Source organism: Actinoplanes sp. NPDC026670 (assembly GCF_040638175.1).
GTDB lineage: Bacteria > Actinomycetota > Actinomycetes > Mycobacteriales > Micromonosporaceae > Actinoplanes.
In genome coordinates this window covers 13,698-35,428 of record NZ_JBEZXU010000022.1, presented here as the reverse complement: position 1 = coordinate 35,428, position 21,731 = coordinate 13,698, and the positions used below count along the sequence as shown (strand labels likewise).

Below are 21,731 nucleotides of genomic sequence, written 5' to 3'. Positions count from 1 at the left end.
ACCTCCGCAGCATGCCGGCAGCCCGCCTCGATCAGGAGGACCCCCGCCTGCTGGCCCAGCGCTGGGTCGACGCACGACTCGACAGTGAGAACCCGATGGACTCCACGGACTTGACAGACCTCCACACCCTCGCCAAGTCCTTCCACCGTCATGTGAAGGCGCCCTATCTCCTCACCCTCGCCGACGACAAGCTGAGAGCCGTCCGGGAACGCGGGAAACAACTCCGCGGCATCGCCGTCGAGGTGGGACTGGTCGCCGACGCAGCAGCCCGCACCGTCGAACTGCTCACCTGCACGACAGACGACGACACCCTCCGCTGTCTCGCGCCGCTGGTCGGCGCCGGCAACATCATCGGCCGCTGGCGGCTGTACCTGACATCCAACAACGGGTTTCCGGCGGTCAGCCACCAGCGAACCCGTCAGTTCCTAACCGCATGCGACAGCAAGCTACGGTTCGTCGACCGCGTCCGGTTCGGAACGTGTACCGACAACCCGGCCATCCCGGACGCCGCCAGCACCGCCAGAGCGCGGTCCAGAATGAAGTGCCTGCCGCAGTTCCTATGGCAGGACTGGCTCGCAAGATTCCAGCCAAGGAAAGGCATCGACGCCGATGTAATCGGCTCGCTCATCCCATCGATGCTTCTCGTGCCCGGGAATGCTGACCTCAACTCGACGGAAACGCACGACTTCTTCAACTGGGGATACCGGGGATCCCGCCCATTAGAGGACCTCGCAAAATCCCACCCGGACACCCTGCGTGCAGTATGGGAACTGGCGCGGTACCTCGACGCTCACGGCAGCCCTATTGACTACGAGCGGCGACGTTCGACCTTCGCAAACGTCGCGATGTGCTCAGAGGATTGGCGCTCTATATGCTCTGAGATCGATGAAGATCCTGGCCGTGAACGGAGGTACCACAATGCCCAGCGGTTCGTGTACCGGCTCCTCACCGGTGCAGATCTGAGAGACCCGAGCCATCCGCTGGCCTTCACGACTTTCCGAGACAAGCGCTCCTATAACTGGGAGTTCGAGCCACGCATCTCCGCGGCGATGAAAAAGGCGCTGACAGAATACGCCGAAGCCAAACTCGCCGCCGAGATGATCATCGAACCCCTGATCTGGTCGCCGCCAATGGACTGCATCACAGGGCTCAACCTGGCCGGGGAGCTGGCTGACATCGACCTTTCCCAGGTTGCCCGCGCAGTACAGGCGCGCCGGCGATCGGTATCCCAGGTGGCCGGCGACTTCGGAATCAATGAAGAGCATGTTCGTTACGCGCTATCGCTCTTCCGGCCGGGTTCGTCGAACGCACGCAACCGATCGTTCCAATCCTCCCAGGAGCGAGGAGCAAGTCTTCTAAGCAGAGACTTCTTCGAACGAGAGTACGTTCTTCTTGGGAAAGACTTGGCGACCATGAGTGTTGAGACTGGAATCCCCCGATATCTCATCATTACTCATGGGAAAACCGCAGGATTCGACGTGCGAAAACCGTTGCCGTTCGCTCGTGGTGATGCCCGCAAGCTACCAAAATATATGCGGCAGATTATTCAAGGGAATCCCCAATCGTTGTCCTGGCTGCGACGTTTCCGGCGCTGCGTGGCCTATCCAAGCCTCACCGCCGCCGCGCACGCCTTCAAGTGCAACAACGGCGCACTCGGCAAGCAGATACGAAGCCTCGAAATGGCTATCGGGCATCGGCTTCTCCGTCGTGGCCGCGGCGGCCGCCCGATGACCCTCACCTCCCAGGGCCAGCAGTTGGTCGACGACCTGAACCAGCCAGCCGTCCTCGCGTTGCTGGAGGAACCGACCGGTGGCTGGTCAGGCGCATCCGCAGCCGATGAGGCGCTGAGCGTCGACCTCCTTGAGCGGTCCCGGCTGCTGCAATCCAGTGACGAGCAGGGCCGAACGTGGCTGAGCCGGTTCCAGCAGGTTGCGCGCCACGACACACTGCGGGAAGCAGCCGCCGACCTGGGCATCACGTTGGGCCGCCTCAGCACACAGATCACCCAGCTCGAACTCGCCCTCGACGCCAAACTAATCGACCGTGCCCGAAGAGGACTACCCATGTCCCTGACCGCCGCCGGCATCCGGCTACTCGCTCAGCTCGAACGACGGACCACCACCTGACGATCCCACCGGACGCCGCTATCGACCTCCTGCCGTCCATGAGCAGGCGCAGGAGCCTGGGCGAGCAGGTGAGAGCTGTGCCGTGGCCACGAATGGGTCATATGCCAGCCACTGCAGGGGTACCCGGTTTGTACTGCAGGCTCCGGCCCGCCGGCCACCCCGGAGCCCTCGATCGGAACCCCGGTCTGTCATACCGGGCACGCCAGACCGCCGGGAACGCGGACGCGCCAACACCTCCACACTCCGCATAGTGGACAGATCATTCGCAAAAAGGCATTGAAGGTGGTATTTGTATGTTCCCACCCAGATCCGGCGCGTGCCCACCGTCGCCGGAAGGACGCCGCCCGCGCAGGCGTCTCTTGGCGGCACTGCTCGGTGTGATCCCCCTGCTGGGCAGCGGCGTCGCTGTCGCGGCGCCGCTGACCGCCGGACCGGACAGGCTCTGCCCCGACACGGTAGCCAGCGCAGCATTCACGACGCCGACATCGGAAGCGACCTGGACCGTCTACGTCCCTGCCCGGGCCACACTCCGCATCGAAGGCAGCGCCGACATCAGGGCCAAGGACACCACCGGCGGATGGCAGACCATCCTCTATCTTGACCCCGTCATGCTCACCAAACTCGGGGAGTACCGCGGCGGCCCCTTCACGGCCCGGCCTTTCTCCGGCAAGTGGACCCAAGGCGCGACGGGCGGAGACGTGACCCTGCGCGCCCGCCAGAAGTACGGCACCGACGTCACCTTCCGATTTACAGCGACCGTCGCTGGCGGCGCTGCAGACCCGGCATGCGTCACACTCTCACCCAGCAGGACCACCACCGCACCCGATACACCCGGATCGCCCGGCGGCACGACACCACCGGTGACCAGCCCATCACCGTCCACCGGTACCCCGCCCCCTACGCCTTCGACCACCTCCAGTTCCACTCCTGCCCCGACGCAGGTGGTAACCCCGGACATCAAACTCGTCCGATTCCTTCAGGTCCCAATGACCGCCTGCGTGAAAGCCATGGCGAGGATTCCGCTGACTCCATCAACGACCGTGGGCAATCGCAATCCTGCGGCAGACCGGCTGGCAGCGTGTGGGGTCCTTGTTGGATCAACGAACCCCACACCCCCGGACCGGCTCGACGATGACCGCTGGCGCAAGTTCAAGAAGGACAAGGAGTACCGCGGCTACACACACCTGCCGGCCTACACGCTCTACTGCGCCAGCGGGCGTGTCAGGAACACCATCCCGCACCACCTCGACAACGGTATCTCGCCCGGATTCACGCCGACGATCTTCAGGCGGGGAGGCAAGACTAGGCTGTCGTACGAGAAGGCCGAATACCACGGCAGTGAGTACTACTCGTCGAAGCTCGATCAGGTCCGGGACACGGTAGCCGGAGACGGCGTCGTCATCTCTTTCCGGGTTGCCGCCCGCATTGCCTCGAAGGAACGTGGTCTGTCGTATGCCGCGCTGGGCCACGACGCGCCCTACATCTGGTCCACGCTGCACGTGCGGATCGGCTGCGACGGCTCCTATCAGATCGTGACATCCTGGTCGACCATCCCGCGTCTCGCGGTCTACGTCGATGACAAGCTGGTGACGAAGACCGCGCAGACCGGCGACCTGGCCGAGTTCATCATCAGCGGCGGAACCAAGCTCAATCGGGCCGGAAAGGGCCATCTGTACCCCGAATGCGACACGATGACCGTGGCAACCCGCGGTGTCGTAACGCACCCGGTGCCTGCCACGATTGACTGCCGTACCGCCCGGGACAACGCCGGACTAGACGTCGAGCGCACCGACGTCCCATAACTCGAACCGGATCGGATCGGGCGGCACCCAGCCGGGGCCGAATCCAACGGTATGCCGTTACCCGCCCCCGACGGGGCGGGTAACGGCCTCGGCGTGGCGAACCCCGTCGGCCCCGGGGTGGTCGTGAATCGACCCCGACGCGGTCCCGGCCGGCTCGATTCGCGTAATCACCGAAGCGCGGAGCCACCTGCGCGATCTGCTTGCGCACCCCTGGCTGAAAGCCAGCGCCATCACCATCGAGACCTGCAACTCCTGGCAATGCACCTTCAGCCTCGGCACCGCCACGTGTACCCGCGTGACGCGTGGCGGCGAACCCACCAACCGAGAAGGAGCGGTCACTGCCCGGCCGAGCCCAACTCGGCAGCAGCCACTTCCTCACGAGTTGGGACGCTTCGCGGAGCCGAGCGACAGCGACTAACCCAACGGCGGAACTCCCTGAACCAGCGTGGACAGGAACCGGATCGAGGCCTCGACACGGTGCTTGATCGCCCGAAGAGCCGGAACGTCGAAGCGGCCTGCGGTGCCGTGCGTTCCCCTGTTGAACTGGGAGAACAGGTTCATGACGTCGTTGACGTCTGTCTCCATGAAGTCACCCAGAGACTCGTAGCCAGCACCGTTCTGGTCGAGCAAGTACCCGATCTTTTCGCGCCGTGCGACCGCACGGCCGTCAGGACCTCGCTCACAGTTCGGCTTGGCAAGGAGTACGACGGCATCGGGAGCCTTCATGTTGATCAGCTCCACGATGACTTCGCGAGCGCTGGTACAGAAGTGCCGCGCGGCGTCGGGGTTGCGCGGATTGATCGCGAACAGCGCGCCCCTCCACCGACTGTCGAGATCCGTTGACAGAACAGACAGCTCATCGGTCAGCGAGGTTCCCTCGGCCTCTTCTTCATCGGCGGCAACCTCGTCCAATAGAACGTTGGCGACGTGCACGCTGTTGGCCGCCTCGGCTTCCGCGAAATCGGCAAGCTCCTGTCCGCGCTCGTTCCACAACTCGGACTGCGCGTCGATGCGGGAGTATGCGGTGTGCAGTGCGACGGTGGAGGTCTGCACCGTGACATAGCGGGTCGTCGAACGCTGGCGGTTGAGCCGTGCGATCTCGGCATTGAGCCGCTGCCGATTGGATCGAACGCGCGCGTTGTATGCACGCACCTCGCGGTTGTACCTGTCCACAGCACGCTTCACCTCGCGGTTGTGTGCCGCGACCTTGCGGTTGTAGTCGTTGACCATGCGCTTGTACTGGGCAGGGGTGACCCTTCGTGGCACTTCAACCTCCATAGTCGCGCGTCAGGCTACGCCGGGCGTACGACATTTCGCGCCGGAGATTCGGAGGGCCCTGTGCGGGCACCTAGGCGGCTGCTCGCGGAGGAACAGGGGTCGCGTAGGAAAATGACACGATCTTGAGAAGGAGCGAGTGACGTGATCTTGAGAAGTTCAGGAAAGGCGCAGCTCACCTGATCGGTGAGTGACAAGGGGAGTGGGAACCTACACTACCGCAGCGGCACGATGACCCGGGCCGCCGAGACGCTCGGCCTCTCCCAGCCCACCGTGACCGGGCAGTTGCGCAGCCTGGAGACCCGGATCGGGCAGCCGTTGTTCGTGCGGGGCGCGCGCGGGGTGACGCCGACCGCGGCCGCCGACGACCTGGCCCGCCGCCTCGACGGGCCGATGGACGCCCTCGCCGCGGTGGCCGCCGGGCTGGCCGGGCCGCCGTCGGCCGGGCGGACCCTGCACCTGGGCGGGCCGGCCGAGTTCATGAGCGCCCGGGTGCTGCCCGCGCTGGCCGGGGTGATCGCCGGCGGGACCGACGTGCGGGTCCGGCTCGGCCTGGCCGACGACCTGCTCGCCGAGCTGTCCGAGGGGCGGCTCGACCTGGTGGTCAGCGCGATCCGGCCGCGCCGGGCCGGGCTGCGTGCCGAGCCGCTGTGCGACGAGGAGTTCGTGCTGGTCGGCAGCGTCGAGAGGGCGCCGGACCGGCTTCTCGCCTACGCCGAGGACCTGCCGATCGTCAGGCGCTGGTGGCGGCACGTGCTCAAGACGGCGCCGCCGCGGCGGGCGGTCCTGGTGGTGCCGGATCTGCGGGCGCTGCGGGCCGCCGCGGTCGCCGGGATCGGCGCCACCGTGCTGCCGCGCTATCTGGTCGAGGAGGAGCTGCGGACCGGGGCGCTGGTCGACCTGATGCCGGCCGAGGATCCGCCGATCAACACCCTCTATCTGGCCACCCGGGCCGGCGCCCGGGATCTGGCCGAGGTGCGTGCCGTTCTTCTCGCCGCCGCACGTGACTGGTGAACGTTACCGGGATCACCTATCCACGGTGCGGGATCGGAAACAAGGAGTTGATCTGAGGCGGATATCGTCCTCGCGCCGGGCCTGGGTTTATCACCTGTTTATCAGTGTTGTTCAGGCTTAGCGGAGTACGCCCCGAGTACGCCAGTTTGAGGAGAAACGCAACCATGGCTGTCAAGGCCGAATACCTCTGGGTCGACGGAACCCAGCCCACCGCGAAGCTGCGCTCCAAGACCAAGATCCTGGCCGCCGGCGAGCAGCCCGGGATCTGGGGCTTCGACGGTTCCAGCACCAACCAGGCGCCCGGTGACAAGTCCGACTGCGTGCTCCAGCCGGTGTTCGTCTGTCCCGACCCGATCCGCGGCGGCGACAACATCATCGTGCTGTGCGAGGTCGAGCTGATCGACGGCACCCCGCACCCGACCAACACCCGCGCCCCGCTCCGCGCGGTCGCCGAGAAGTACGCCGACCAGGAGTCGATCTTCGGCATCGAGCAGGAGTACACCTTCTTCAAGGACGGCCGCCCGCTCGGCTTCCCGGTCGGCGGCGGCTACCCGGCCCCGCAGGGCGGTTACTACTGCGGCGTCGGCTCCGACGAGGTCTTCGGCCGTGAGATCGTCGAGGAGCACATGGACGCGGTGCTCGCCGCGGGCCTGCACCTCTCCGGCATCAACGCCGAGGTCATGCCCGGCCAGTGGGAGTTCCAGATCGGCCCGGTCGGCGCCCCGCTGGTCGCCGACGAGCTGTGGGTGGCCCGCTGGCTGCTCTACCGCATCGCCGAGAAGTACGGCGTCTCCGCCACCCTCGACCCGAAGCCGGTCAAGGGCGACTGGAACGGCGCCGGCGCGCACACCAACTTCTCCACCAAGGCCATGCGTGAGGGCTACGACGCGATCATCGCGGGCGCCGAGGCGCTCGGCAAGAAGCGCCAGGAGCACGTCGACGGCTACGGCGCCGGCATCGACCAGCGGCTCACCGGCCTGCACGAGACCGCCCCGTGGACCGAGTACAGCTACGGCGTCTCGGACCGTGGCGCGTCGGTGCGCATCCCGTGGCAGGTCGCCAAGGACGGCAAGGGCTACCTCGAGGACCGTCGCCCGAACGCCAACGTCGACCCGTACGTGGTCACTCGCCTGCTGATCGACACGATCTGCTCCGAGCTGGCCTGATCGGATTTCTGGAAAGCCACCGCGCGTTATCTTCGCGCGGTGGCTTTCGACGTTCTTCCGGGCGATTCCGCGTCGCCGGTGATCCTGCATGTTCCGCATTCCTCCCGGCAAATCGTCGAATCCGGACTTTTTCCGGAAATAGTCGATGAGGAATTGGACCAGCTGACCGACGCCTACACCGATCTGATCGCCGAGGGCGCGGCTAGCCTCGCCGTTCTGCGCCCGTGGATCTTCGTGAACCGGCTGTCGCGCCTGGTCGTCGACCCCGAACGGTTCGTCGAGGACGAGATGCTCGCCGTCGGCATGGGCCCGGTCTACACCCACGGCCACGCCGGGCGACGGTTGCGCGCCGATGACCCGGCCCGCGACGCGGTCCTCCTGGAGACCATCTTCCAGCCGTACGCCGAAGCCATGACGACACTGGTCGGCCAACGTCTGGCCGGGACCGGGCAGGCGCTGGTGCTCGACGTGCACTCCTACCCGACCGCGCGCCTGCCCTACGAACTGCACGGTGCCGGGCCGCGCCCACCCGTCTGCCTCGGCACCGACCCGTTCCACACACCGGAGCCACTGGTCGCCGCCGCCCGCGCCGCGTTCGGTGACACCGGCCTGGACAGTCCGTTCGCCGGTTGTTACGTCCCGCTGCGGCACTACCGCCGGGAGCCCGCCGTCCAGGCGCTGATGATCGAGATCCGCCGCGACCAGTACATGACCGAGCCGGGCGGCCCGCCCACCGACGGCCTGGACCGGATCACCCGGGCACTGGCCGCGCTGGTCGACGCCGTATCGCCGGTCGATCCGGTCCCCCGCACGGGGTGACCGGCGATCACCCCGATTCCGTGGCAAGGATGACATGATGGCCGGGGCAGGCGGGGCGCCGCCGGGAAGGGCACGGCTATCGATGGCGAACTTCGAGGCGAGGACCTCTGCCGCGAGCGGCCGGATCACCGTGTCGCTCACCGGCGAGTGCGACCTCGCCGCGCGCGAGCACCTGACCGCCGTCCTGCTCGACGCCGTGCACCGGTCCCGGGCGGTCTTCGTCGACCTGGCCCGCCTCACCTTCCTCGACTCCAGCGGGGTGCACAGCCTGGTCACCGCCCATCACGCGGCCAAACAGACGGGTGGCCACATCTACGTGATCAACGCGGCCGGCCCGGTCGCGTCGGTCCTCGAGATCACCGGGCTGGACAGTCTGCTGCGCGCCCCGGCTGACGAGCGCCGTCATGTCTGACCGCTCCGCCGAGGCCGTCGACGGCATGTTCTACGAGGTCCCCGACGATCTGCGCCGGGTCCGCGCCTTCGTCACCGAGCGTGCGCTCGCCCTCGGCCTGCCGGAGGCCCGCATCGAGGTGCTCACCCTCGCCGTCAGCGAGCTCACCACGAACACGCTCCAGCACACCAGCGGCGGCGGCCACATCCGGGTCTGGGCCGAGGACGGCCGCCTGGTCTGCGACGTCGTCGACAAGGGCTCGGACCGTCCGTTCGGCCGCACCATGCCGTCCGCCGAAGCGGTGCGTGGCCGCGGCCTCGCCATCGTCGAACGGGTCTGCGACTCCGTGTACACCACGTCGGTGCCCGGCGGGACGCTCGTACGCATCTGCTTGAATCTATGAATTTTCGGTAATCGCCTGGCCGGCGCCGCATCTACCGGATGTCCCTTCCCCCGCATCCCCATGCGAAAGGAACATCCCCGTGTCCTTCTCCTCGCGAACCCGCCGTGGGCTGCTCGCCGCCGGCGTGCCGGCCGTCGCGGTGCCGGTCGCCATCGTGGCGGTGTCCATGCTGCCGGCCGCCGCGGCGACCACCCCCGTCGCCGGCGGCGTCTACACCCTGGCCTCCGGATCCAGCGGCAAGTGCATCGACGTGACAGGCGCCTCCGCCGACAACTCGGCGCTGCTCGTCCAGGTCGCCTGCAACAGCTCGGCCACCGACCAGCAGTGGACGGCCGTCGCCCAGCTGAACGGCCAGTTCAACCTGGCCAACGGCAACAGCGGCCGCTGCATCGACGTGCCCGGTTCCAGCACTGTCTCCGGGCTTCAGCTCCAGCAGTACGGCTGCGGCGACGGCCTCAAGACCAACCAGCTCTGGACCTTCGCCGCCTCCACCGCGGCGTCCGGGAAGTTCCTGGTCAAGAGCGTCGCCACCGGTCTGTGCATCAGCAACAAGGACGGCTCCACCGCCGGCAACAACCCGATCGTGCAGGAGACCTGTTCGGACATCGCCCGCCAGCAGTGGTCGTTCAACTACGTCTCCGGGCCGACCGCCACCCCGTCGACACCCCCGGCCACCGGTGGCCGCCAGATGGAGGACCTCGACCGGGGCGTGATCAGCGTCCGGTCGGGCAGCGCCAACCTGGTGTCGTGGCGCCTGCTCGGCACCGAGGCGTCGTCGACCGGCTTCAACGTCTACCGCTCCGGCGTCAAGCTGACCTCGTCACCGATCACGAACTCGACGAACTACCTCGACGCGGGCGCGGCCGCCGGCGCCTCCTACACGGTCCGGGCCGTGGTCGGCGGCGCCGAACAGGGTGACTCGCCCGCGTCGCTGAGCTTCGCCAACGGCTACCTCGACGTGCGCCTGTCGGTGCCGGCCGGTGGCACCACACCTGACGGCGTCGCCTACACCTACTCGGCCAACGACGCCTCGGTGGGTGACGCGGACGGCGACGGCGACTACGAGATCTTCGTCAAGTGGGACCCGTCGAACTCCAAGGACAACTCGCAGTCCGGCTACACCGGCAACGTCTACGTCGACGCCTACACCCTCCAGGGCACGCGTCTCTGGCGCATCGACCTCGGCCGCAACATCCGCGCAGGCGCCCATTACACCCAATTCCAGGTGTACGACTACGACGGCGACGGCAAAGCTGAGGTCGCCATGAAGACCGCCGACGGCACGGTCTCCGGGACCGGAGTGACCATCGGGTCGTCCAGCGCCGACTACCGCAACTCCGCCGGCTACGTCCTGTCCGGTCCCGAATACCTGACCATGTTCAGTGGCCAGACCGGCGCCGCCCTCTCCACGGTCAACTACACCCCGGCCCGCGGCACCGTGTCGTCGTGGGGCGACAGCTACGGCAACCGGGTCGACCGGTTCCTGGCCGGCACCGCCTACCTCGACGGGCAGCGGCCCAGCCTGATCATGGCCCGTGGCTACTACACCCGGGCCGTGATCGCCGCCTGGGACTTCCGCAACGGCGCCCTGACCAGCCGCTGGACCTACGACTCGGGCAACAGCAACGTCGGCGCCTACGGCCAGGGCAACCACCAGCTGTCGATCGCCGACACCGACGCCGACGGCAAGGACGAGATCATCTACGGCGCCGCGGCGATCAACGACAACGGCACCCTGATGTGGCGCAGCGGCCTCGGCCACGGCGACGCCCTGCACGTCGGTGATCTCCTCCCGTCCCGCGCCGGCATCGAGGTGTACCGCCCGTCCGAGTCCACCTCCCAGCCGACCGACGCGATGCTGGACGGCCGGACCGGCGCCGTGATCTGGTCCCACGCCTCGTGCGGCTGCGACAACGGCCGCGCGGTCGCCGGCGACGTCTACGCCGGCAGCCCCGGCGCCGAGGCCTGGTCCTCGTCGGTGTCCACCCTGTCCAGCACCACCGGCGCGGGCATCGGCCGCAAGCCGTCGTCGACGAACTTCCTCGCCTGGTGGGACGCCGACCCGGTCCGCGAACTCGTCGACGCCACCCGCGTCGACAAATACGGCACGAGCGCCGACACCCGCCTGCTCACCGCCTCCGGCGTGGCCTCCAACAACAGCACCAAGCAGACCCCCGCGATCTCCGGCGACCTGCTGGGCGACTGGCGCGAGGAGATCGTCTGGCGCTTGTCCGACTCGTCGGCGCTGCGCATCTACAGCACCCCGGCCGTCACCGACCGCCGAATCCACACGCTGGCGCACGACTCGCAGTACCGGGTCGCGCTCGCCTGGCAGAACACCGCCTACAACCAGCCACCCCATCCGAGCTTCTTCCTCGGCGACGGCATGACCACACCTGCCCAGCCGAACATCTACGTGCGCTGAACGGCTTGCCGGACCGGCCGGCCGCCCCGGAACGTCCGGGGCGGCCGGTGGCCTCCGGTTCTAGGGCAGGACGCGGACGGCGAGGGTGCAGGTGTCGTCGTCGGGGCTCGGGGCGTACAGCAGGCGGTGGATCCGGGGCAGTGGATCCTCGCCGGGAGCGGTCGAGACGGCCGACAGGCCGGTGTGGACCTGTGCGCAGCGGGCGCCGGCGCTTTCGTCACGTCGTTCGGTCAGGCCGTCGGTGTAGAAGAGGAGCAGGTCGCCGGGATCCAGGCGGGTGGTGGCCGTCGGGAAGTCGATCTCCGGTTCGGCGCCGAGCAACAGGCCCGGCGGGCGTTCCAGTTCGGTGGTGCGGCCGTTGCGGGCCAGCAACGGCGGGAGATGGCCGGCGCGGGCCCAGGGCAGTTCCCGGGTCCGCGGGTCGTAGATCGCGATCAGCGCGGTGCCGGTGATGCCGAGTTGCGCGCACAGGCGGTTCATGTGGCGGAGCAGCTCACCCGGCTCGCGGATGCCGATCGACAACCACGCCACCAGGGCGAACCGCAGGTGGGCCATGCCGCTGGCCGCCTCCAGGCCGTGCCCGGCCACATCGCCGATCGCGAGGGCGACCAGACCGTCCGGGAGGGTCTGCGCGTGGTACCAGTCGCCGCCCACCTGTGCGGCGCTCTCCGCCGGCAGGTAACTGACCATCGCCTCCAGGCCGGCCAGCGCGAACGCGTCCGGCGGCACCGGCTGGATCATGTTCTGGAGTTGCCCGGCGAGGCGGTGCTCGGCCAGGGCGGTGATCTCACGGGTCCGCAGGCGGTCGCTCAACGACTCGATCTCGGTACGGGAGTCGACCCGCGCCGTCACATCCTGAACCACCGCGTAGATCTTCACCGGGGTGCCGGACGCGTCCCGGGCCACGTCGGACAGGATCCGCAGGTGCTTCACCCGGTCCCCGGTCCGGAAACGAACCGTCACGTCCGAGGTCGCACCACTGTCCAGGGTCTGCCAGGCCGCCTCGGCGATGCCACGGTCCTCGGGCAGCATCGCCCGGGCCTGATCCGTCCGGGGCAGGGGGCCGTCCGCCGGATCGCGGTCGAAGATCGGGTACATGCCGGGCGACCAGTCGGTGCGGCCGGTCGTCAGGTCGTACTCGGACCAGCCGAGACTGCCGAGCGCCTCGGTGTGTTCCAGGCGGCGCTGGTATTCGTCCACCCGCTGCCACCAGACCAGCAGGCCGCCCAGCACCCGGTGGACGCTGATCTCGAACCGGGACTCGGCGATCACTCCCGAGCGGCTCTCCTCGAACCGGAACTCGTCCATCCGCCCGGGCGTGCCGGTGGACATCACCTCGACGTAGAGGTTCCACAGCGGACCGCCGGTCAACTGTGGATAGAGCTCGCGGAGCAGGCTGTCGATGCGCTGCGTGCCCCGGCCGAACACGTCCCGGATCTGGTCGCTGGTCGCGGCGATCCGGAAATCCACGATCGTGTCGTCCGGTCCGTGGACGGGCACCAGCCAGGTGCAGCCCACCGGAATCGCGGCGAGCAGTTCCCGCACTACGGCTTCATCCGCCATCCGCGCAGCTTATCGGTGGGCCTGGCGGGGTGGGCGGGAGGCGGGCAACATGCCCGGCGGCCGCGTTGCGGCCGGGAGGGCCCGGGCGGCTCGCGTGGTGGAGGCGGTGCTCTTACTGGCCGTACCGGATGAGGGTTTGCAGGAACGCCGCGTTGGAGGTGCTGGAGCGCAGCTGCTTGAGGAAGCCGGGCATCGCGTCGCGGGGGTTGCCGTTGGTCAGGGCCCGCCGGAGGTGGGTGATCGGTGGGAGTTCGGCCGGATGCAGCAGGGCCTCGTCGTGGCGGGTGCCGGAGGCGGCCACGTCGATCGCCGGGAAGATGCGGGATTCGGCGAGAGCCCGGTCCAGTTTCAGGTCGGCGTTCCCGGTGCTCTTCAACTCTTCGAAGATCAGGTTGTCCATGGCGGAGCCGGTCTCGACCAGGGCTGACGCGATGATCGTCACCGAGCCTCCGGATTCCAGGGCCCGTGCGGCGCCGAGCAGGCGTTTCGGTGGATGGAGGGCGCTGGTGTCCAGGCCGCCGGAGAGGGTGCGGCCACGTGCCGGAGCGGCCAGGTTGTAGGCGCGGGCCAGGCGGGTCAGGGAGTCGAGCAGCAGGACCACGTCGTCGCCCTGTTCGGCCAGCCGTTTCGCGCGTTCGATGGCCAGTTCGGCGACGGCGATGTGCTCATGCGGCGGACGATCGAACGGAGACGCGACCACCTCGCCCTTCACCGTCCGGCGCATGTCGGTCACCTCCTCGGGGCGTTCGTCGACCAGCAGGACCATCAGGTGGCATTCGGGGTGATTACGGGTGATCGCGTGGGCGATGTCGTGCAGGATCGTGGTCTTGCCGGCCTTCGGGGGTGCGGCGATGATCGCGCGCTGGCCCTTGCCGATCGGCATGACCAGGTCGATCACCCGGGTGGTGAGGCGGTTCGAATCGGTCTCCAGGCGCAGGCGGTCGTGCGGATGGAGTGAGGTGGCCTGGTAGAAGTCGGGTCGTGCGGTTGGTGGGCGGTCGTTCACCGAGGCCAGGTGCAGTTTTCGGTCGGTGGTGTACTGGCCGGTCACCCGGTCGCCGCGGCGCAGGTGCAGGCGGCGGGCCTCGCCGCGGGCCAGTGGCAGGTCGGCGGGGGAGGGGGCGTAACCGTGTGAGCGCAGGCAGGCGCGGTCGTCGATGATGTCGACCAGGGCGTCGACGGGCCGGGGTTCGGACATGGCGGTACTCGATTCTTGGATGGGCGCGAGGAACCCGGGCGCGGCGGAAAGCCGGCGGGTCGCGATGTGGCGCCGCTGGAGGGCGCCGGTGAAGGTGTGCGGGGATCCGCGAAGGCCACCGTGGTGGCTTGGGATTTCAGATCTCCGGGGGCGGTGTGATCGCCTGCATCCGGGACCTGTTCTGGGGCCACCTTAGCACCGCGCGGCGAATACAGCGATGATGGGTGCCGACGGACACGTGCGGAGGGAGACCGGGATGCCACTGTTGCGGCGGGTCATCGGCGAGGTGCTGCGCCGGATTCGGCTTGGTCAAGGGCGCACGTTGCGGGAGGTGGCGGCGGCTGCCGGAGTGTCGTTGCCCTACCTGTCGGAGGTGGAGCGCGGGACCAAGGAGGCCTCGTCGGAGGTGCTCGCGGCGATCTGCCGGGCGCTCGGTCTTCCGATGCCCGACCTGCTCGACGAGGTGCGCAAGGAGATGTTGCGGCAGGCCGTTCCGGCGCCTGCCGCCCGGTTCGTCACGCATCTGTCGGCTCAGCGCAACGGCGGGCCGCGGTGCTCGGCGTCGCGGTGGATGGTCTGCGCGAGCGTGTCGCGGGTCGCCGTCAGGCTGTGACGACCTTGCCGTCACGGCCTGACGATCCCGCCGTCAGGCCGTGACGATGACCGGGGTGCCCGGGTCGAGCTGGGCGAGGAGCTCGCGCATGCCGGCGGCCGGGGTCCGGACGCAGCCGTTGGAGACGTTCCGGCCGAAGGCGGACTTGTTCGTCCACGCGTGGATTCCGGTGTGGGCGTTGCGCAGGCTGGCGGCCAGTTTCTCCGGCTCCTCCGGGACCGAACCGAGCACCAGCGCGTCCAGGCCGGCGTAGACGGCCCCCGACGTCCCGGTGCGGCCCAGCACGAACGTGCGGCCGTGTGGGGTCGGCGTGCTGTCGGCGCCGATCGCCACGGTCCACCGGCCCTGCTCGGCGCCCTCGCGCAGCCACGTCATCCGGCGGTCGGCCAGGTTGACGACGATCTGGTCGCGTAGCGGCTCCGGGGCCCATCCGGTTTCCGGAACCCACCCGATCGTGCGGTTGGACGACGGGGTGAGCACGGCCGCCCAGCCGGTCTTGCGGGCGACGATCGGGACGACCACCGGCAGGCCGCTGATCCGGGGCGGCAGGTAGGCGCGGGGCTTGCCGCCGGGCGCGTCGTACAGCGCCATCCTCGTCTCCGGGCGCAGCGCCTCGGTGATCGGCACGACCGAGGTCGGCTCGGGGTCGGCGGGCAGGCCCCGCGGGCCCTTCGCGTAGGCGATCACCGGCAGATCGGCGGGTGGTTTCGAAGCCGGCGGCACGGTGGCCGAGGGCTCCGCCGAAGCGGACGGCGTGGCGGTGGAGACGATCGGCTGGGCGAGGTCGGCCGGGTCGGGATCGCTGCCGCCGGCCAGCCGGATGCCGACCAGGATGGCGACGACCAGCGCGATCGCGGTCAGCATCAGCACGTTGCGGCGGGTCCGGCTGATCGGCATCAGCCAAGGGTAGCGGTGCCCGCTTCGCACCGAGGAGTGCGGGAGTGGCCTCGGCAACTCCCACTAGTTAGGGAGGGAATGCAGGGATAGGGTGATCGCATGCTGCGGAAGCTGGGTTTCCTGACCATCGGGTTGTTCGACGAGGCGGACCCGCGCCGCGGCCACGAGTCCACGCTGGAGATCATCGAGCTGGGGGAGCGGCTCGGCTTCGACAGCGCCTGGTTGCGGCATCGGCATCTACAGTTCGGCATCTCCTCGCCGGTCGCGGTGCTGGCCGCCGCGTCTCAGCGCACCAGCCGCATCGAGCTGGGGACCGCAGTCATCCCGCTCGGCTGGGAGAACCCGTTGCGCCTGGCCGAAGACCTGGCCACCGTCGACCTGCTCGCCGGCGGCCGCCTCAACCCCGGCATCAGCGTCGGCCCGCCGATGCAGTTCGACCGGGTCAAGGACGCTCTCTATCCGGACACGGCCGACGCGGAGGACTTCAGCTTCGCCCGGGTCGAGCGACTTCTTTCAGCCGTACGGGGTGAGCCCGTCACCTCGTTCGCCGGCTTCGAGGGGTTCGAGCAGTTCTCCGACCGGGTCCAGCCGCACGCCCCGGGTCTCGCGTCCCGCCTCTGGTACGGCGGTGGCAGCCTGCGCTCGGCGCGGTGGGCCGGCGAGCACGGTATGAACTTCCTGACCAGCAGCGTGGTGAAGGCGGAGGAGTCGGAGGACTTCGCGCAGATCCAGCTGTCGCATGTCCGCGAGTTCCGGGCCCACCATCCGGCCGGTGACAAGGCACGCGTCTCGCAGGGTCTGGTGGTGATCCCCACCGACAGCGCCACGCCGTCCCAGATCGCCAAGTACCAGGCGTATGCCGAGAAGCGGACACCGCGCACGCTGACTCCACAGGGCCCGGCCCGGATGATGTTCGCCCCCGACATCGTCGGCACGTCCGCCGAGATCGCCTCCAGGCTGTCGGAACACGCCGCCTTCCGCGAGATCGACGAGGTCGCGTTCGCGCTTCCGTTCACCTTCGAGCACGACGATTACGTGCAGATCCTCACCGACATGGCGACGGTTCTGGGCCCGGCTCTGGGCTGGCGCCCGGCAACCGCACCATGACGGCGTGACCATACCCGCCATCTGGAGAAATAGACGGGCGTAGCTGAATTTCGGGGATAATCTTGGCATACCAGATCAGTTCCCTGGGCAGGCGGTGGCGCGCATGTCCGATCGTCGATCCGTGGTACGGCAGCGTCAGCTCGACCCGACGCTCTGTCACCTTCTCCGGGCGACCGCGGTGTCGCACGCCCGGGTCCAGCGGCTGGCCGCCCTCCGGATCGGCATCTCGGTCGCGCTCGCCGTGACCGGGCTGCTCGCCATCCTGGCCGGCTCGCTGAACACCACCGCGTTCACCCGCTCGCTGAGCATCACTGTCACCGTGGCCGGTGCGCTCTGGGCGCTGCTCTACTCGCTGGGGCTGGCGTCCTGGGCGCACCGGGAGTTGTTCCGGGCGGCGCTCCTGCAGGAGACGTTCGAGGTGCGGCTCTTCCGTCTCACCTGGAACCACGTGCTCGCCGGTGACGAGGTGCCGGCCGAGGACGTGCACAAGCTGAGCAGCCGGTTCCGGGGCTCGGAGGACTCGCTGCGGGTGTCCTACGCGATGCCCAACCTGCCGCCGCCGTTCGACGTGCTGGCCCGCCAGCAGCAGAACCTCGCCTGGGGTGGCCGGGTGCGCCGCCGGTACGCCCGCACCGTCCTCGCCGGCCTGCTCGTCTGGACCGGGTTCGGCCTGTTCACCGCGATGCTCCGGGGCTCGACAGTGATCGACTTCCTGGTGCAGTGGTGCGTGCCGTCGCTGGGTCTGCTGATGCTCGGCTGGGACACCTTCCGCGAGCAGCGTGGCATCTTCACCGACCGTCGCCGGGTGTCGCGCTGGTCGCGGGCCCGCTGCCTGCACGCCGCCCCGGCCAGCCTGGAGCCGGCCGTCCGGCAGGAGCTGTGGCTGATGGCCCGGCAGGTCCAGGACCAGCTGTTCCTGACCCGACGGCGGGCGCCGCGTGTGCCGTCCTGGTTCTTCCGGCGCTACTACCTCCAGGACAGCAGCGATTTCACGGCCGGCCTGGCCGAGACCCGCCGCACCCTGGTCGACGCCGGCCTGACCATCAGGCCCCGCCCCCGCTGAGCCGCGCGGCCAGGCCGTCGACGAACATCAGCAGCGCGAACTCGAAGCTGTCCCGGTCCACACTGTCGGCGTGCTCGCGCAGCCGGTGCGCGTCACCCAGCGACGGATAGCGATCCAGATAGACCTGCACGTCGTCGACGAACCCGCGGGAGAAGCTGCCCATCGCCGCCCCCAGCACCAGGTACTTGGTGGACGCGCCGATCATGGTCGCCTCCCGGGGCGGCCACCCGGCGGCCACCAGCCCACCGTGAATCGCGTCGGCCCGCCGCAGGGAGGCGTCCCGCTGACCGGGCCCACGGGCCAGGAACGGCACGATGTTCGGATGCTCGGCCAGCGCCGCCCGGTAGGAGCGGGCCCAGGTCAGCAGCCCGGCACGCCAGCCGTGCGGGAAGGCCGACACGTCCACCTTCTCCATGATCTCACTGGCCACGTCGTCGAGCAGCTGCTCCTTGGTGGGGTAGTGGAAGTACAGCGCGGGCGCGGACACCCCCAGAGCGGCGGCGAGTTTGCGCATGCTGAGCCCGTCGAGCCCGTCCCGGTCGATGATCTCCAGCGCGGACGCGCGGATGCCGGTCTGGCTGAGCAGCGGCGTCGTCGGCCGTGGCATGCGAACCCCCTTGGTTTATCTAACGCTGTTAAGTTAGCATGGCCCGAGAAACCTGACAGCGTTCAATTACGGGAGCCGCTATGGACCTCGGCCTGACGGCGGAACAGCAGCAGTTCCAGGACCTGGCCCGCGAGTGGGTGGACCGTGAGGTCGTGCCGCACGCCACCGAGTGGGACCGGGTCGAGCAGGTCGACACCAAGATCGTCGGCAAGCTGGCCGAGCTGGGTTTCCTCGGGCTCGGGATCGACGAGCAGTGGGGTGGCTCGGGTGGTGACTTCCTCACGTACTGCCTGATGATGGAGGAACTGGGCCGCGGTGACACGTCGGTCCGCGGAATCGTCTCGGTCTCCCTGGGTCTGGTTTCCAAAAACATCCAGAAATATGGGACGGATGCCCAAAAATCGCGCTGGCTCCCTGCTCTGTGCGGCGGTGAGATGCTCGGCTGCTTCGGCTTGACCGAGCCCGGTACCGGCTCCGACGCGGGCTCCCTGGTCACCAGAGCGGTCCGCGACGGCGACGACTGGGTTCTGAGCGGCGAGAAGATCTTCATTACCAACGGCACGTGGGCGGGCGTGGCGTTGATCTTCGCCCGCACCGGCGGCCCGGGGCCGAAGGGGATCACCGCGTTCCTGGTCCCCACCGACTCGCCGGGCATGGAGAGAATCGAGATCAAGGGCAAGTTGGGCCTGCGTGGCCAGGCGACCGCGTCGATCAGCCTCGACGAGGTCCGGGTCGGCGACGACGCGAGGCTGGGCGCGGAGGGGGAGGGGTTCAAGATCGCGATGGCCGCCCTCGACAAAGGCCGCATCGCCGTCGCCGCGGGTTCGGTCGGCCTGGCCCGGGGCTGCCTGGAGGCGAGCATCGCGTACGCGAAGGACCGCACCCAGTTCGGCAATCCCATCGCCGGCTACCAGCTCGTCCAGGAGATGATCGCCGACATGGCGGTCGAGACCGACGCCGCCCGCCTGCTCGTCTGGCGCGCCGCCGACCTGGTCGACCGTGGCCTGCCGTTCCGCACCGAGGCGTCGATGGCCAAACTGTTCGCCACCGAGTCCGCTGTCAAGGCCGCCAACCAGGCCATCCAGGTCTTCGGGGGGTATGGCTACGTCGACGAGTTCCCGGTCGGCAAGGCCATGCGCGACGCCCGGGTCACCACCCTCTACGAGGGCACCAGCCAGATCCAGAAACTGCTCATCGGCCGTGCGCTGACCGGAATCAGCGCGTTCTGACCACGGAGGTTGAAATGAGTCGCGTCGCCATCGTCACCGGGGCCGCGAGAGGTATCGGCGCCGCCACCGCCATCCAGTTCGCCCGCGAGGGCGCGTCAGTCGCCGTGCTCGACCTCGACGAACAGGCCTGTGCCGAGGTCGTCGACCGGATCAAGGCGTCCGGCGGGACCGCGATCGCGTTCGGCTGCGACGTCTCGGACGAGGCCCAGGTCGACGCCGTGGTCAACAAGGTCGCCGGCGAGCTGGGCGGGGTTGACGTGCTGGTCAACAATGCCGGCGTGCTCCGTGACAACCTGCTGCACAAGATGTCCGCCGCCGACTGGGACATCGTGATGAACGTGCACCTGCGCGGCGCGTTCCTGTGCAGCCGGGCCGCCCAGCGGCACATGGTCGCCAAGCGCTCCGGCAAGATCGTGAACACGTCGAGTGTGTCCGCGCTCGGCAACCGCGGCCAGGCCAACTACTCCGCCGCCAAGGCCGGTATCCAGGGCCTGACCAGGACGCTCGCGATGGAGCTGGGGCCGTTCAACATCAACGTCAACGCGGTGGCGCCTGGTTTCATCGTCACCGAGATGACCGACGCGACAGCCGCCCGGGTCGGCATCTCCGCCGCCGACATGCGGGCCAAGGCCGCCGAGATCACCCCGCTGCGGCGGGTGGGCCGGCCCGAGGACGTGGCCCGGGTAGTCGCGTTCCTCGCCAGTGACGCGGCATCCTTCATCACCGGGCAGACGATCTACGTCGACGGCGGACGCCGTCTCTAGCAAGAAGGAAATCTGATGCGCCGCACTGTTTTCAACGAGGACCACGAGGCGTTCCGCCAGACCCTGCGGGCGTTCATCGAGGCCGAGGTCGCACCCCGCTACGACCAGTGGTTCGTCGACGGCCAGGTCCCGCGCGACTTCTACAAGCAGCTCGCCGAGCTGGGCCTGTTCGGGATCGAGGTGCCGGAGGAGTACGGCGGCGCCGGCATCGACAGCTTCAAGTTCGCCGCGATCCAGACCGAGGAGACCACCCGGGCCGGCGTCTCGTTCGGGGCGTCCGGGGCGCACGTCGCGCTCTGCCTGCCGTACCTGATGGATCTCGGCACCGAGGAGCAGAAGCAGCGCTGGCTGCCCGACTTCGTCTCCGGCGACACCATGTACGCGATCGCGATGACCGAGCCCGGCACCGGCAGCGACCTGGCCGGCATGACCACCACGGCCAAGCTGTCCGAGGACGGCACGCACTACGTGCTCAACGGCGCGAAGACCTTCATCACCGGCGGTGTCCTCGCCGACCGCGTGATCGTGTGCGCCCGCACGTCCCCGGCCAAGCCGGACGACAGGCGGTTCGGCATCTCGCTGCTGGTCGTCGACACGACGCTGCCCGGCTACTCGGTCGGCCGCAAGCTCGACAAGCTGGGCCTCAAGACGAGCGACACCGCCGAGCTGTCGTTCGTCGACGTCAAGGTGCCGGTGGGGGACCTGCTGGGCGAGGAGAACAAGGGCTTCTCGTACCTCGGCAAGAACCTCCCGAAGGAGCGCCTGAGCATCGCCTACGGGGCCTACGCGCAGGCGGCGGCCGCGGTCCGGTTCGCCAAGCAGTACGTGCTGGACCGCAAGGTGTTCGGCCAGCCGGTCGCGCACTTCCAGAACACCAAGTTCGAGCTGGCCGCCTGCCAGGCCGAGGTGGACGCCGCGCAGGCGGTCGCCGACCGCGCCCTGGAGGCCCTCGACGCGGGCGAGCTGACCGCTGCCGAGGCCGCGTCGGCGAAGCTCTTCTGCACCGAGGTCGCGCACCGGGTGATCGACCGCTGCCTGCAGCTGCACGGCGGCTACGGCTTCATCAACGAGTACCCGATCGCCCGCCTCTACGCCGACAACCGCGTCAACCGGATCTACGGCGGCACGTCCGAGGTCATGAAGATGATCATCGCCAAGGACATGGGCCTTTAAAACGCTCATATGGTACGGGAGACCCCGTGCCGCCGAAGCCGACGCAGTCCCCGGGCTACCGCGCGACATCCGCGGTGGCCCGGGCCGAAACGCGAC

General features: G+C 68.7%; 18 protein-coding genes and 1 pseudogene. 14 read left to right on the top strand and 5 right to left on the bottom strand.

The features are described 5' to 3' along the window. Window positions 1-11: 11 nt before the first annotated feature. Together AB0E94_RS22435 and AB0E94_RS22430 are read left to right on the top strand one after the other, a co-directional pair. Entirely contained in the window at window positions 12-2,126 is a 2,115-nt protein-coding gene (locus AB0E94_RS22435) for a LysR family transcriptional regulator (RefSeq protein ID WP_360329165.1), read from the top strand. A gap of 359 nt (window positions 2,127-2,485) precedes the next feature. Beyond that, window positions 2,486-3,928 carry a hypothetical protein gene (locus AB0E94_RS22430; RefSeq protein ID WP_360329030.1) on the top strand — a complete coding sequence of 481 codons (1,443 nt, stop codon included), beginning with the start codon at window positions 2,486-2,488 and terminating at the stop codon, window positions 3,926-3,928. A 414-nt stretch (window positions 3,929-4,342) separates the two neighbouring features. On the opposite strand, the gene AB0E94_RS22425 is transcribed toward AB0E94_RS22430, so the two are convergent. Continuing rightward, entirely contained in the window at window positions 4,343-5,158 is an 816-nt protein-coding gene (locus AB0E94_RS22425) for a hypothetical protein (protein WP_360329028.1), read from the bottom strand. A 276-nt stretch (window positions 5,159-5,434) separates the two neighbouring features. Here AB0E94_RS22425 and AB0E94_RS22420 point away from each other — a divergent pair, with 276 nt between their 5' ends. The 6 genes from AB0E94_RS22420 (at window position 5,435) to AB0E94_RS22395 (ending at window position 11,421) form a co-directional block, all read left to right on the top strand. Continuing rightward, a complete protein-coding gene (locus AB0E94_RS22420) occupies window positions 5,435-6,217 on the top strand; it encodes a LysR family transcriptional regulator (protein WP_360329026.1) in 783 nt (260 codons plus the stop codon). Between the two features lie 164 nt (window positions 6,218-6,381). Then, a complete protein-coding gene (glnII, locus tag AB0E94_RS22415; protein ID WP_360329024.1) occupies window positions 6,382-7,383 on the top strand; it encodes a glutamine synthetase in 1,002 nt (333 codons plus the stop codon). 39 nt (window positions 7,384-7,422) lie between these two features. Then, window positions 7,423-8,202: an N-formylglutamate amidohydrolase gene (locus tag AB0E94_RS22410; RefSeq protein ID WP_360329022.1), complete on the top strand. Its 780-nt coding sequence runs from the start codon at window positions 7,423-7,425 to the stop codon at window positions 8,200-8,202. Window positions 8,203-8,284: 82 nt separating this feature from the next. Continuing rightward, window positions 8,285-8,614, top strand: a complete 330-nt coding sequence (locus AB0E94_RS22405) for an STAS domain-containing protein (RefSeq protein ID WP_360329020.1) — start codon at window positions 8,285-8,287, stop codon at window positions 8,612-8,614. Continuing rightward, complete coding sequence (locus AB0E94_RS22400; protein ID WP_360329018.1) at window positions 8,607-8,996, top strand: ATP-binding protein; 390 nt, start codon at window positions 8,607-8,609, stop codon at window positions 8,994-8,996. Before AB0E94_RS22405 ends, AB0E94_RS22400 begins: the two co-directional genes overlap by 8 nt. A gap of 79 nt (window positions 8,997-9,075) precedes the next feature. Continuing rightward, window positions 9,076-11,421, top strand: a complete 2,346-nt coding sequence (locus AB0E94_RS22395) for an RICIN domain-containing protein (RefSeq protein WP_360329017.1) — start codon at window positions 9,076-9,078, stop codon at window positions 11,419-11,421. A 60-nt stretch (window positions 11,422-11,481) separates the two neighbouring features. Here AB0E94_RS22395 and AB0E94_RS22390 read toward each other — a convergent pair whose 3' ends face one another. Then, window positions 11,482-12,984: a SpoIIE family protein phosphatase gene (locus AB0E94_RS22390; protein ID WP_360329015.1), complete on the bottom strand. Its 1,503-nt coding sequence runs from the start codon at window positions 12,982-12,984 to the stop codon at window positions 11,482-11,484. Between the two features lie 112 nt (window positions 12,985-13,096). Continuing rightward, window positions 13,097-14,182 carry a transcription termination factor Rho gene (rho, locus tag AB0E94_RS22385; protein ID WP_360329013.1) on the bottom strand — a complete coding sequence of 362 codons (1,086 nt, stop codon included), beginning with the start codon at window positions 14,180-14,182 and terminating at the stop codon, window positions 13,097-13,099. A 256-nt stretch (window positions 14,183-14,438) separates the two neighbouring features. On the opposite strand from rho, the pseudogene AB0E94_RS22380 reads away from it, so the two are divergent. Next, window positions 14,439-14,666: pseudogene (locus AB0E94_RS22380) on the top strand (helix-turn-helix transcriptional regulator); the annotation flags it as partial. Window positions 14,667-14,828: 162 nt separating this feature from the next. Here the strand turns inward: AB0E94_RS22380 and AB0E94_RS22375 are convergent. Next, window positions 14,829-15,692 (bottom strand): L,D-transpeptidase family protein, encoded by an 864-nt coding sequence (locus AB0E94_RS22375; RefSeq protein WP_360329011.1) that lies wholly within the window; start codon window positions 15,690-15,692, stop codon window positions 14,829-14,831. Between the two features lie 99 nt (window positions 15,693-15,791). Between AB0E94_RS22375 and AB0E94_RS22370 the strand changes: the two genes are divergently transcribed. Both AB0E94_RS22370 and AB0E94_RS22365 read left to right on the top strand, forming a co-directional pair. Next, window positions 15,792-16,799 carry an LLM class flavin-dependent oxidoreductase gene (locus tag AB0E94_RS22370; protein ID WP_360329009.1) on the top strand — a complete coding sequence of 336 codons (1,008 nt, stop codon included), beginning with the start codon at window positions 15,792-15,794 and terminating at the stop codon, window positions 16,797-16,799. A 103-nt stretch (window positions 16,800-16,902) separates the two neighbouring features. Continuing rightward, window positions 16,903-17,862, top strand: coding sequence for an S-4TM family putative pore-forming effector (locus AB0E94_RS22365; protein ID WP_360329007.1), 960 nt, complete (start codon window positions 16,903-16,905; stop codon window positions 17,860-17,862). Here the strand turns inward: AB0E94_RS22365 and AB0E94_RS22360 are convergent. After that, window positions 17,843-18,469, bottom strand: a complete 627-nt coding sequence (locus tag AB0E94_RS22360; RefSeq protein WP_360329005.1) for a TetR family transcriptional regulator — start codon at window positions 18,467-18,469, stop codon at window positions 17,843-17,845. The genes AB0E94_RS22365 and AB0E94_RS22360 overlap by 20 nt on opposite strands. Before the next feature lie 80 nt (window positions 18,470-18,549). On the opposite strand from AB0E94_RS22360, the gene AB0E94_RS22355 reads away from it, so the two are divergent. The 3 genes from AB0E94_RS22355 to AB0E94_RS22345 are packed head-to-tail and all read left to right on the top strand — an operon-like array spanning window position 18,550 to window position 21,635. Then, window positions 18,550-19,698 (top strand): acyl-CoA dehydrogenase family protein, encoded by a 1,149-nt coding sequence (locus tag AB0E94_RS22355; protein ID WP_360329003.1) that lies wholly within the window; start codon window positions 18,550-18,552, stop codon window positions 19,696-19,698. 14 nt (window positions 19,699-19,712) lie between these two features. Continuing rightward, window positions 19,713-20,462: a 3-oxoacyl-ACP reductase FabG gene (gene fabG / locus AB0E94_RS22350; RefSeq protein ID WP_360329002.1), complete on the top strand. Its 750-nt coding sequence runs from the start codon at window positions 19,713-19,715 to the stop codon at window positions 20,460-20,462. A gap of 15 nt (window positions 20,463-20,477) precedes the next feature. After that, window positions 20,478-21,635, top strand: a complete 1,158-nt coding sequence (locus AB0E94_RS22345) for an acyl-CoA dehydrogenase family protein (protein WP_360329001.1) — start codon at window positions 20,478-20,480, stop codon at window positions 21,633-21,635. Window positions 21,636-21,731 lie beyond the last annotated feature (96 nt).

Coding starts and splice junctions, on each gene's coding strand:
- AB0E94_RS22435 (WP_360329165.1), top strand. CDS start 12: ATGCCGGCAGCCCGCCTCGATCAGGAGGACCCCCGCCTGCTGGCCCAG.
- AB0E94_RS22425 (WP_360329028.1), bottom strand. CDS start 5,158: ATGGTCAACGACTACAACCGCAAGGTCGCGGCACACAACCGCGAGGTG.
- AB0E94_RS22420 (WP_360329026.1), top strand. CDS start 5,435: ATGACCCGGGCCGCCGAGACGCTCGGCCTCTCCCAGCCCACCGTGACC.
- glnII (WP_360329024.1), top strand. CDS start 6,382: ATGGCTGTCAAGGCCGAATACCTCTGGGTCGACGGAACCCAGCCCACC.
- AB0E94_RS22405 (WP_360329020.1), top strand. CDS start 8,285: ATGGCGAACTTCGAGGCGAGGACCTCTGCCGCGAGCGGCCGGATCACC.
- AB0E94_RS22400 (WP_360329018.1), top strand. CDS start 8,607: ATGTCTGACCGCTCCGCCGAGGCCGTCGACGGCATGTTCTACGAGGTC.
- AB0E94_RS22390 (WP_360329015.1), bottom strand. CDS start 12,984: ATGGCGGATGAAGCCGTAGTGCGGGAACTGCTCGCCGCGATTCCGGTG.
- rho (WP_360329013.1), bottom strand. CDS start 14,182: ATGTCCGAACCCCGGCCCGTCGACGCCCTGGTCGACATCATCGACGAC.
- AB0E94_RS22375 (WP_360329011.1), bottom strand. CDS start 15,692: ATGCCGATCAGCCGGACCCGCCGCAACGTGCTGATGCTGACCGCGATC.
- AB0E94_RS22370 (WP_360329009.1), top strand. CDS start 15,792: ATGCTGCGGAAGCTGGGTTTCCTGACCATCGGGTTGTTCGACGAGGCG.
- AB0E94_RS22365 (WP_360329007.1), top strand. CDS start 16,903: ATGTCCGATCGTCGATCCGTGGTACGGCAGCGTCAGCTCGACCCGACG.
- AB0E94_RS22360 (WP_360329005.1), bottom strand. CDS start 18,469: ATGCCACGGCCGACGACGCCGCTGCTCAGCCAGACCGGCATCCGCGCG.
- AB0E94_RS22355 (WP_360329003.1), top strand. CDS start 18,550: ATGGACCTCGGCCTGACGGCGGAACAGCAGCAGTTCCAGGACCTGGCC.
- fabG (WP_360329002.1), top strand. CDS start 19,713: ATGAGTCGCGTCGCCATCGTCACCGGGGCCGCGAGAGGTATCGGCGCC.
- AB0E94_RS22345 (WP_360329001.1), top strand. CDS start 20,478: ATGCGCCGCACTGTTTTCAACGAGGACCACGAGGCGTTCCGCCAGACC.